Source organism: Asanoa siamensis, assembly GCF_016862555.1.
In the GTDB taxonomy this organism is placed as follows: domain Bacteria; phylum Actinomycetota; class Actinomycetes; order Mycobacteriales; family Micromonosporaceae; genus Asanoa; species Asanoa siamensis.
Window position 1 is genome coordinate 70,889 of record NZ_BONE01000037.1, and the last position, 10,417, is coordinate 81,305.

The following is a 10,417-nucleotide window of genomic DNA, read 5'->3' on the forward strand; positions in this document are numbered from 1 at the left end:
GTAGGCTGCCCGTTCCAGCCGGAACCGGGAAGCGGGGGCGGATGGGCCGGCAGTGGTGGGCGGCGGTGGCGCTGCTCGCGGGGTTCGCGGCGTTGACCGCCGCGCTGGCCGCGGGCGCGTTCCTCGACGCCGACATCGCGGTCCGTGACTGGAGCGACGCGCACCGCCCGCGACCCGGCTTCCTCGTCGCCAAGGCCGCCTACTTCCTCGGCTCCGCCAACCTGATCGCCGCGATCCTGCTGGTGGGCGCCGCGCTGCTCGCCGTGCGGGACCGCACGCCGCGGCCGGTGCTGCTCGTCGTCGGCACCGCCGCGATCAGCTACGTCGTGGTGGTCCCGCTGAAGATCTGGACCGACCGGTCCGCGCCGCACGCGCCCTGGTACGACGCCGTCGAGCTGTTCGCCAACGACGCCGGATGGTCCTATCCGTCCGGTCACGTCGTCAACACGCTGATCTGGTATCCCGTGCTGGTGCTCCTGCTCGAACAGGCCCTGCGCCGGCCGCTCGCCACCGCGACCCGCCGCGCCGTCCTGGTCGCCCCGGTGGTCGTCGTGTTCGCGGCGGTGACCTACCTCGGCTACCACTGGCTCACCGACAGTTTCGCGGGCGTGCTGCTGGGGCTGGCGCTCTGGCTGGGCCTGCTGGGGCCGCTCGCGACCGTGCGGGCGTCGCGCCGGTCAGTCGCTGAACGCCGCGGTGTCCACATCGAACAGTGAGCCGTCCGCGCCCCGGAAGACCAGATAGAGGTCGTGGAAGCCGTTCGCGCCGGCCGGGCTGGTGTCGACCCAGGTCGTCGCCGTCACCCAGTCGGTGCCGGAGCCGGGTGCGACGGTCATCGTGCCGACGAGCGGGCCGCGTGGGCCGTCGACCCGCGCCTCGATGACGCCGCCGGCGCGGGGTGCGACCGTCGCGTGCAGGCGCAACTCGCCCTTCTGGTCGGCGAAACCGGCCGCGGAGCCGTCGGCGAAGTTCACGTTTGCCCACCGCAGGTAGCTGCCGTCGCGTACACCGGTGACGATCTTTCCGCGGTCGGGCGTCGCGCGGACCTTCAGGCCGCGCGACTGGCCGTCGTTCTCCTCGGCGAGGTAGGTGGAGAACACGTCCTTGCGATCCGGCAGGCCGGGCAGCTTCGACCATTCGGGGACGAACGTCGTCACGCTCTGGCCGCGCAGCGTCGCCGTGAACGACCGACCGCCGCGCGTGTGGATGTCGGGCAGCCGCTTCATGTTCTCGCTCGCCGACGTGCGATAGGGGACGACCGCCCGGGGCCGCGGCGCGCCGCCGGTGAGGTCGACGTCGATCGTCACGTCGCCCGGGTTGTTGTTGACGACCACCACGGAGAAGTCGCGGTGTCCCTTGTAGGCGGTCAGGGTGACGCCCGGCGCGGGCGCCTTCGTGGCGCCGATCATGACGTCGCCACGGTCGACGAACCGGCTGTACTGGCCGACGGTGTAGTAGCGCTTGAAGATGCGGTACTGGCCGTTCTCGGTCGGGTTGCCGCTCTGCGGAGTGCCGGTGTTGACCAGCCGGATCAGGTCGGAGCCGTCGGCGCCGTTGTTGGCCACGGGCCACCACCAGAAGTACGCGTTGAGGCGGGTCTCGTCGAACAGGTTGCCGATCAGCGTCGCGTACCGCAGCCCGTCGGTGATCGTGCTGTTGACGAAGAGCCGGTCCCGCGGGGCGCCCTGGTTCATGTACTCGGTCTGCCAGATCGTCTTGCCCAGCGCCTGCGAGGTGGCGAACGCGCCGGGTGCCGCCCGGGTCGCCTCGTCGACGAGGCCCGCATATCCGTGCGCGGCGACGACGTCCACATAGGCGTTGGCCGCCGGGTCGCTGATCGCGGCCTGGGCGAACCGCTCGTCGAAGTTCACGCCCTCACCCAGCACGATGTCGGCCGGCACCCCGCGTCGCGCGAACGTCGGTCCCAGGTGGTCGCGGACCAGCACGCGCAGCTCCTCGGCGGTCCACTGGCTGCTGGAGTAGCCGGTGGTCACCTCGGGCTCGTTCGTGGGCGAGACGTGCGTGATCCGGATGCCGAACTCGTGCTCGTAGCCGAGCACGTACTCGGCGAGGTAGTCCGCGTACGCCTGGTACATGTCGGGCCGGATCTTGTTGGGCGGGCCGTCGGGGCCGGAGGAGACGACGCTGTTGTTCTGCTTCATCCAGGCCGGCGGGCTCCAGACGCTGGCCAGGAACGTGCGGACCCCGCGCTTGTGCGCCTCGCGCATCAGCCAGATCTGGTGGGCGTCGAAGGCCGCCTTGCGCTGCGGCCAGTCGGGCTGGTCCCAGACGAAGACGCCGGGCGCGGGCTCGATGGTCTGGGTCGGGCCGTCGTAGAGCTGGTCGCCCCACGTGCCGCCGTCGCCGACCATCACGCGCACGATGTCGAGCCCGATGCCGGCCCGGTCGTCGAAGATCATGTCGAGCATCCGCGACGTGAGCGGCTCACCGAGGCGCTGGATCGCGCCCGCCTTGTGGAACGCGAACGAGCCGCCGAAGCCGTCGATCGTCTGGCGTACGTCGCTGAAGTCGACGACCGCGGTCGGGCGCGGATGGGCGACGCCGCTCACGGCGGTGCCGAGCAGGAGCGTGCCGGTCGCGAGGATCGCCGTGCCCGTCCTGACCATCCACTTCGTACGACGTCGCATGTCGCATCTCCCTTTATCGACACCTGCGAATCAAGTTAGGAGTCGGCCGGGGGAGCGACAAGGGTTTGGCGTTGTCCAACATTTCCGGAAATCGGACGATCCTCACAAGCGTGGGTACGCGTCAGCGCCACACCCACGAGCCGCCGTACCGCCGGGTGATCAGCAGTGTCCAGAGCGGCGTGGTCGCGTTGAGCACGCCGGCCACACCGGAGTCGACCGTCTGCTGGCCGACGCTGAACATCGCGAACGGCAGGGCGTTGCAGAAGAACGCGGCGACGGCGAGGTGCGCCCAGACCGCCCGCCCGCGCGCCAGCCGGTTGCCGGTGGCCAGGCAGGCGAGAAGCAGCGTCGCCGAGCCGAGCAGGCAGCGGCTCAGGGTCACCTGGACCGGCGTCAACGCCCGCAGGGCGACCTCGATCCAGAGGAACGTCGACCCCCAGAGCAGCGCGAGTACGCCCACCCGGGCCCAGCTTCTCGTCACGCTCCGGCGCCTGCAGGTGTTGCGGGCCGTGGTCTCCAGCGGCTCGGTGACCGCGGCCGCGGCTCATCTCGGCTACACGCCGTCGGCGGTCAGCCAGCAGGTGGCCGCGCTGGAGAAGGAGGCCGGCGTGGCGCTGCTCGAGCGGGCCGGCCGAGGCGTGCGCCCTACCGCGGCGGGGCTGCTGCTCACCGGGCACGCGGCGGTCATCAGCCAGCACGTCGCCACGGCCGAGTCGGCCCTCGCCGACCTGCGGGCCGGGCGTACGGGCCGGCTGACGATCCGCTATTTCGCCTCGATCGGCCCGACCCTGCTCGCGCCTGCGATCGCCCGGCTGCGCCGCGCGTACCCGGGTGTGGTGGTCGAGCCGCGGTTGGCGGTCTCTGATGATGAGGAGACGGCGGTGGTGCGCGGCGAGGCCGACCTGGCGATCGTGGTGCGCCGCCCGGGCGACGGGACCCACCGGGACCTGCGCCTGGTGCATCTCGTGGACGACGCGTACCAGGTCGTGCTGCCCACCGGACATCCGCTCGCCGCGCGCCGGGTGATCGACCTCGCGGACCTCGCGGCGGAGCCCTGGGTCGGCAGCGAGCCGCCGGGCCCGTGCCGGGAGCCGATCGCGGCGGCCTGCGCGGCGGCGGGCTTCAGCCCCGAGTTCGTGGCCACGTCGGAGGATTACGCCACGGCGCAGGGCTTCGTCGCCGCGGGCCTCGGCGTGGCCCTCGTCCCGCGCCTCGGCCTCGGCACCCGCCATCCGGGCGTGGTCGTCCGCCGGGTGCGCCGCCCCGAGCCGATCCGCCGCGTCTACGCCGCGGTGCGCGCGATCTCGCTGGCCCAGCCGGCGCTACGCACGCTGGTCGAGGCGCTGGCGCCGCCGGGCGCGTAGGACGACGTCGTGGACGTGGGGCGTGCCGGGCGGCGGGGGAGTCGTGCGGGCGCGGGTCTCGCTGACCTGGATCTCCCACTGGTCGCCGTCGAGCAGGGCGGCGACGTCGGCCGGCAGGTAGTAGTCGTGCGGGTCGAAGTCGGGGTGCCGATGCCCGTCCATGTCGGCGGGGTCGTGACTGCCGAACAGCAGGGTGCCGCCGTTCGCGACGGCGGCCAGCAGGCCTTCCACGGCGGTGGGTCCGGCGTCCTTGCGCAGGGGGAAGTACTGGACCGTCACCAGGTCGTACGCGTGGGGTGCGGGTGGGTCGGTGCGCAGGTCCGCGCGGGTCCAGGTGACCCGGTCGGCGACGTCGGCGCCCGCTGCGGCACCGCGCCGCAGGGCGGTCTCGGCGATGTCGGTCGCGGTGACCCGCCAACCGCGGCGGGCGAGCCAGAGGGCGTCGGCGCCCTCACCGCACCCGACGTCGAGGGCGCGGCCGGGTGGGAGGTCGGCGGCCTCGGTGACGAGGATCCCGTTGGGGTTGCCGCTGAAGATCTGGTCACTGCCGCGGTACATGTCTTCCCAGAACTGCGCGTCCATCTGTCCTCGCTCCAAACCGGCCGACGTGTGCGGTGCCAAACTGCCCCCGCTGTGGTGCGTACGCCAACATCCTTTGCTGGAGCGGCAACAGCGCTCCTTGTCACGCGGCTGTGTCTTGACATGGAATGGCGTTTCGTGTCGCATGGAACCGGCCTAGCGGAGCGGCCCTTGGGAGGGAACATGTCGGAGACTCAATTGCGGGCGCCCAGTTTCCCCGCGCCCCGCGCCCACCCGTTCGACCCCCCGCGGCTCGTGTCCGAGCTACGCGAGTCCGCTTGTCCGGTGGGCCGTGTCTCGCTCTACGACGGCACGCCGGCCTGGCTCGTGACCAGGCACGAAGACGTGCGCAGGGTGCTGAGCGACAGCCAGTTCAGCGCTGAAGGGGGATGGCGCTTCCAGTCATCTGCGTCGCGTGTCGCCGCGGAGCGGGCGGAGACGTCATTTACGGTGATGGATCCGCCGCAGCACTCGTACTACCGCCGCCTGCTTATCCGACACTTCACGGTGAAGCGGGTCGAACGACTACGTCCCGCGATTCAGGCCATCGTGAACAGCGCAATAGATGAGATGATCGCCGGATCGCGTCCTGCGGACCTCGTCAGCCAGCTCGCGTTACCGATCGCCTCCCGCACGATGTGTCACGTGCTCGGTGTTCCTTACGAGGATCATCAGTGGTACGAGGAGCGTTCGGAGGTGCGTTCGCTTCTGGATGCCGACCCGGCCGAGGCGCAACGCGCGACCCAGGATCTGCTCGACTACGTAGACCGTCTCATCGACCGCAAGCAACGGTCGCCGGGTGAGGACCTCACCTCCTACCTAGCGGCGGAGTTGCTCGAGCCGGGGCTGGTGACCAGGGCCGAGCTGATCGCGATCCTCCGGCTTCTCCTAACTGCGGGACACGAGACCACCGGCACGATGATCGGCACCGGGACTCTCGTTCTCCTCCTGCACCCGGAGCAGTTGGCGGCCCTGCGCCGGGACCAAGCGCTCATGGGCCCGGCGATAGAGGAGCTGCTGCGGTACCTCAGCATCCTGCACTCGTCGATCGTGCGGGTGGCGAAGGTGGACGTCGAGTTGGGTGGACAGCGCATCCGCGCGGGCGACGGGCTTATCGCCGCACCCGCTCAGGCCAACAAGGACCATCGCAAGTTCCCCGAGCCCGACCGTTTCGACATCGAGCGCGATGCGTCCGGGCACATCGCGTTCGGGTTCGGCGTGCACCAATGCCTCGGCCAGGCCATCGCCAGACTCGAGATGAAGGTCGCGTTCGAGCAGCTCCTCGTCCGGCTGCCTGGGCTGCGGCTCGCTTGCGACCCAGCCGACTTGGCGTACGAAAGCTCGAACCTTATCAGTGTCCGTACGCTTCCTGTCACATGGTGAAGCCAGGAGGCGACCATGAGGATAAGGGTTCTCCGCGAACGATGTGTGGGAGCAGGCCAATGCGTCCTCCGCGCACCCTCCTTGTTCGACCAGAGCGAAGACGACGGCATGGTCGTCGTTCTCGCGCAGACACCATCGTCCGAGGACGAGCGGGCCGCGATCGCCGCGTTGGGTGCGTGTCCGTCTGGGACGATACGACTGGATCCATGAGGGCGAAGAGCAGCTGCGTCATCCGGCCGCTTGCCGCTGTGAGTCTGCTGATCTGGTTGATGGCCCCTCGGCAGTCGTGACAGGCGCGAGCGGCAACTTGGGTTCGGCCATGCTCGCGGCACTGCGGCATGCGGCTGTCCTGGACGCCGCCGTTCGCGACGGCGTAGGCCACGTGTCTGCACGAGCCTGACCGCAAGCGGCGACCATCCCGTTTCGCGCTCGCGCACCGGGTCACCAGGCGGCTGGTGCGGGGCTTCGGGCTTGGCCGGTACGCCGCCATCGACGCGGCGGATCCGGTACGCACCAGCGGGTCATTTTACGACCTGGTGGGCACGGCGGGCCTTCCCTGAAGTCGCTGTCAGCCACACATTGAAAGAGTTCTGAAGGAATCCGCGGCGAGGATGGTCACCAAAACCTAGCCGATGCGGAGGGCACCTTGAGAAGAGTTTGGCAAGTGTTGATGCGGCTCCTGGCCGTTTCCGCTCTGAGCTCGTCCGTCATCGTGATCGGCGGCACGGGGGCCCAAGCTGCGATTCGTGCGTTCCCCGCCGACGGAGGTGCGTAGGTACTCAAGTGCTGCGGTGCTTGGAGCTGCGTACGATGATGCACTCGAGTGTTACCGTGTTCGGGCAGAGATCACGGATGCCAGCTCCGCCTATGTGACTGTCGATGTAACCTCGGTGACTCTTGCTGATGTGGCCCTCATCGGCCCTAATGAGTGGCACGATCCCAAGTCGCGAATGGAGAGCGGCTTTGAGACCTGCCACAAGGGTACCCGCGTCGGGGTGGACTTCAAGGCCACGTTCTTGTGGTGGAACAGGGATAATGACACTGTCGGTAGTGAGGAGCGTCGCGGCTCCGCTACCTTCACGTGCACCTAACTAGGACTCCCTGAGAGGTTGCTCGCTCAGCGCGGCCCAGACGGGCCGCGCTGTGAGCCGTTCGTTGTCATGCGCGCCAACCCTCATGCCACAGGCTGGCGCGCCGCGGCGACCACGAACTGTCGCCGAAAGGTGGACGGGCGGAAACAGCTAGTAACAGGAGGCTGGCTTGGCTGAGGGGCTCAGGACCGTTATAGCAGCTAGCTTGCTCAGCTACGTCGTCGCTGGCGCCGGTGTGGCGTCGAGCGCGTTGGCAGCGTTCGTATTGCGTCCATCGTTGGATGCAGCCTATGCCATGAGAGAGACCGGCGGCTGTTGCGGAACCGACTTGTACGACTCGGCGATGCGCCAAGCTGAGGTCGGCACGTGGACCGCTGTCGTTGTCTCGACAGCGGTCAGCATCGCCGTTGCGGGACTCGGCGTTGGCCTCCGAATCGGTTTGGTCCGTTCGCCTTGGTTCGTATGGATCTTGTTGGTCGTCTTCTTGTGCTGCGGCCTGTGCTGGTGTGTCGGTGGCCCAGCCCGAGTGGATTACGGCGATAGCGGCCCTGTCTATAGTTTTTTCCCGAGGTGGTATTCGTGGCTTCAATTTGGCCTTGGGTCATTGCAGGTATTCGGATTCGTCGTGATCGCGTTGTTGTTAGCAAGGGCCCGACGCTATTGGAGCTTGGTTGCTGCGGAGCCACCGCACGGGCAGCTACGTGGACATTAGTAAAGGGATTCCGGCGTGCTGACCAGACGAGGACCCCGCCGAAGGATGCGTGCTTGGTGCGACGGTCCGGCAACAAGTACCTCCACCCAGGCGCTCTTAGCCGCGCGGGATATCCCGAGCCGTGAGGCGCCTATGGAACCACCCAGGCGAGTGCGCCGACCTGTGCGGTCAGTGCACTGGTAGCCAGGACCGCGCGAAGGAGATGCCCGAACTCCCAGCGATCGCGCAAGTTTTTCCAGCGTTCCGGCTCGTCAGGTGATCGGCGGCGGGTCCCGAAGAAACGTTCGGCAGCCCCGTCCAGACCGTCTCGGCTCATCCAGATCCGGTTTGTGGGGTGGACGCGGAGCCAGTAAACCGCTACTACCAGGGCGAGGGCGATGACTGCTAGCAGCCGCAGTCTCAAGGGCGTGGCGCCTGTGTCGGTGACAAGGACCGAAACAGTAGCCACAACTACTGCCGGGATCTCGAGAGCACCCGCGATAGTGAAGCCCGGGTAGTAGATCCGTTGCACTTGACGGTACTGCTCCTCGTTGAGGCGCCGTTTGCCGGGGAGCTCGAGCGCGTGGGCAACGGCTGGTGCCATCACGGCTGCGGAGAGCAGAGTCGCAGCAACGTGCAGGATCGTCTGCATCGGGCACCTCCTGGTGTGAGGGGCGTGGCTGTGCGGCAATCAAGCACTCTGATCAAACCAGACGTGAGTGATGGCGCATACGCTGCACGACGTAGTTCGGGACGCGCTATGAGAGCCGTTTGCGAAAACGCCGGGACGTCGGTCGGGCGACGGCGGCTGACGCGGAACAGTTTTCAGAGAGGCCCGGGAGCAGGTGAGCCGATGATCATGCAGCAGGCGGCCGCGCCGCTGGCGGAAGCCGTCTGTTGAGAGAATCGCAACGGAAGTGGGAGACTTCAGGGAGTCGACATATGAGCAGCGTTCCAGTGCCAGACGAGCGGACCATCTACCCGTCTCAACGACCGAGCGGCGTCGAATCATCGGCCTGGCCGGTCTTCAGCGACGACGCCATGGACGTGCTGCGGTCAGCCGGTGAGGTGCTACGCCCCTTGCCAGGCGCGCTGCTCTGGGACGTCGGCGACCATTATGACCTGAACCTGGTGCTGGCCGGCGGTGTCCTTCTTATCGATCGCCGGGACGATCGCGTCGTATTCGTGATTGAGGAAGGCGACTTCGTCGGAGAGCTAGGCATGTTGATGGGGCAGCGGGCGTTCCTTTCGGGTGTCGCCATGGAGGGAACCGAGTTACTACGGATTTCCGTCGAGCAGGTCCGCAGGTTGTTGGAGATTTCGGGGGATCTTGGCGATGTGCTGCTCTCCGCGTTGGACGCCCGACGCGGCATGTTGACGAGACTAGGGCAGGGCGGTCTCGTGCTTGCCGGTGACGACGACAGCGACCTACATCGGCTCCAGGAGTTTGCCGAGCGCAACCAGCTTCCATACCGAACAGTGCTGCGCTCGGACGCGGCGGCCTGGACAGAACTGGAAAAATTCAATGCGTTACCCGAGGCCGGCACGGCCGTGGTGACCGGTCAGCGCTCGGCAATGAACGCGCCGACGACCGCCGACCTGGCGGACGTCCTGGGGATCGGCTTAGGCGGCATGCCCGACGGATCCCGGTGTGATCTTCTCGTGGTGGGCGCCGGTCCCGCGGGGCTGGCCGCCGCCGTGTACGGGTCCTCGGAAGGCCTCGAGGTAGTCGTGGTGGAGGACGTGGCCATCGGAGGACAAGCTGGCAGTTCGTCAAGAATCGAGAATTATTTCGGGTTCCACCGCGGCGTTTCCGGAGTCGAACTGGCGCGGACCGCGATGATGCAGGCCGTCAAGTTCGGCACGAGGCTGGTCTCGCCTCGCTCCGTCACCGCACTGTCGAGGGTTCCTGGCGGGTTCGGCGTGTGGCTCGACGACGACCATCAAGTCCTGGCCTCGGCCGTAGTCATCGCCAGCGGCGTACGATATCGGCGCCTTGGCCTACCTGGCCTTGCTGATCTCGAGGGCGCCGGCGTTTACTACGCCGCGAGCCAGCTCGAGGCCAATGTGGTGTCCGGCCGCAACGCCGTTGTGGTCGGGGGTGGCAACTCCGCTGGGCAGGCCGCGCTCTTCCTGGCGCGGCACGCCGGCCAGGTTCATGTTCTGATTCGGCGCGACCATCTCCGAGACACGATGTCGAACTATCTGGCTCAGCGGATCGCTCACCATGAGCGGGTAACCGTCCACCCTCGTGCCGAGCTGAGTGGAGTGCACGGCACCAGCAGGCTCAGCGCATTGACCTGGCACGACCGCGTCCTCAGCCGAGACGTGCGCCTCGACGCGGCCGGGTTGTTCCTGATGATCGGCGCCGACCCCCATACGACGTGGTTGCGCGACGCGGGCGTCGAACTCGACGCCAACGGGTTCGTGGTCACGCACGATGGTTTCGCCACCGAGGTTCCTGGTCTCTTCGCCGTTGGCGACGTGCGTGCCGGATCCGTCAAGCGAGTGGCATCGGCCGTTGGCGAAGGATCCGCAGTCATCTCGGCCGTCCACTCCTACCTCCGCGGCATTGAGCGGGAGTGAACGCCCACATGAGTAGGTCGGCGTAATCAGTCCGACCGCGGCGAAGAAAGGCGCCTGTGACCCAGCGGACAGCCT

Annotated in this window: 9 protein-coding genes; 5 read left to right on the top strand and 4 right to left on the bottom strand. The window is 67.9% G+C overall.

Annotated elements, in window-relative coordinates; translation table 11 throughout:
- Nucleotides 1-41: 41 nt before the first annotated feature.
- Nucleotides 42-716, top strand: coding sequence for a phosphatase PAP2 family protein (locus Asi02nite_RS22665; RefSeq protein WP_203715895.1), 675 nt, complete (start codon nt 42-44; stop codon nt 714-716).
- Here the strand turns inward: Asi02nite_RS22665 and Asi02nite_RS22670 are convergent.
- On the bottom strand, nt 678-2,648 hold the full coding sequence (locus tag Asi02nite_RS22670; protein ID WP_203715896.1) for a glycoside hydrolase: 1,971 nt from the start codon (nt 2,646-2,648) through the stop codon (nt 678-680). The two genes, Asi02nite_RS22665 and Asi02nite_RS22670, sit on opposite strands and share 39 nt — an antisense overlap.
- A gap of 121 nt (nt 2,649-2,769) precedes the next feature.
- Nucleotides 2,770-3,129, bottom strand: coding sequence for an EamA family transporter (locus Asi02nite_RS22675; protein WP_203715897.1), 360 nt, complete (start codon nt 3,127-3,129; stop codon nt 2,770-2,772).
- Between the two features lie 10 nt (nt 3,130-3,139).
- Here Asi02nite_RS22675 and Asi02nite_RS22680 point away from each other — a divergent pair, with 10 nt between their 5' ends.
- Nucleotides 3,140-4,012 (top strand): LysR family transcriptional regulator, encoded by an 873-nt coding sequence (locus tag Asi02nite_RS22680; RefSeq protein ID WP_444541775.1) that lies wholly within the window; start codon nt 3,140-3,142, stop codon nt 4,010-4,012.
- Here the strand turns inward: Asi02nite_RS22680 and Asi02nite_RS22685 are convergent.
- Nucleotides 3,971-4,594 carry a class I SAM-dependent methyltransferase gene (locus Asi02nite_RS22685; RefSeq protein WP_239126949.1) on the bottom strand — a complete coding sequence of 208 codons (624 nt, stop codon included), beginning with the start codon at nt 4,592-4,594 and terminating at the stop codon, nt 3,971-3,973. The two genes, Asi02nite_RS22680 and Asi02nite_RS22685, sit on opposite strands and share 42 nt — an antisense overlap.
- A 282-nt stretch (nt 4,595-4,876) precedes the next feature.
- Between Asi02nite_RS22685 and Asi02nite_RS22690 the strand changes: the two genes are divergently transcribed.
- Both Asi02nite_RS22690 and Asi02nite_RS22695 read left to right on the top strand, forming a co-directional pair.
- Nucleotides 4,877-5,974 (top strand): cytochrome P450, encoded by a 1,098-nt coding sequence (locus tag Asi02nite_RS22690; RefSeq protein WP_203715899.1) that lies wholly within the window; start codon nt 4,877-4,879, stop codon nt 5,972-5,974.
- 15 nt (nt 5,975-5,989) lie between these two features.
- Nucleotides 5,990-6,184, top strand: a complete 195-nt coding sequence (locus Asi02nite_RS22695) for a ferredoxin (RefSeq protein ID WP_203715900.1) — start codon at nt 5,990-5,992, stop codon at nt 6,182-6,184.
- A gap of 1,723 nt (nt 6,185-7,907) precedes the next feature.
- Here the strand turns inward: Asi02nite_RS22695 and Asi02nite_RS22700 are convergent.
- On the bottom strand, nt 7,908-8,408 hold the full coding sequence (locus Asi02nite_RS22700; RefSeq protein WP_203715901.1) for an anthrone oxygenase family protein: 501 nt from the start codon (nt 8,406-8,408) through the stop codon (nt 7,908-7,910).
- 290 nt (nt 8,409-8,698) lie between these two features.
- Between Asi02nite_RS22700 and Asi02nite_RS22705 the strand changes: the two genes are divergently transcribed.
- The gene (locus tag Asi02nite_RS22705; protein WP_203715902.1) at nt 8,699-10,342 is read left to right on the top strand and encodes a cyclic nucleotide-binding domain-containing thioredoxin-disulfide reductase; all 1,644 of its coding nucleotides are present in this window, start codon (nt 8,699-8,701) and stop codon (nt 10,340-10,342) included.
- Nucleotides 10,343-10,417: the final 75 nt, after the last annotated feature.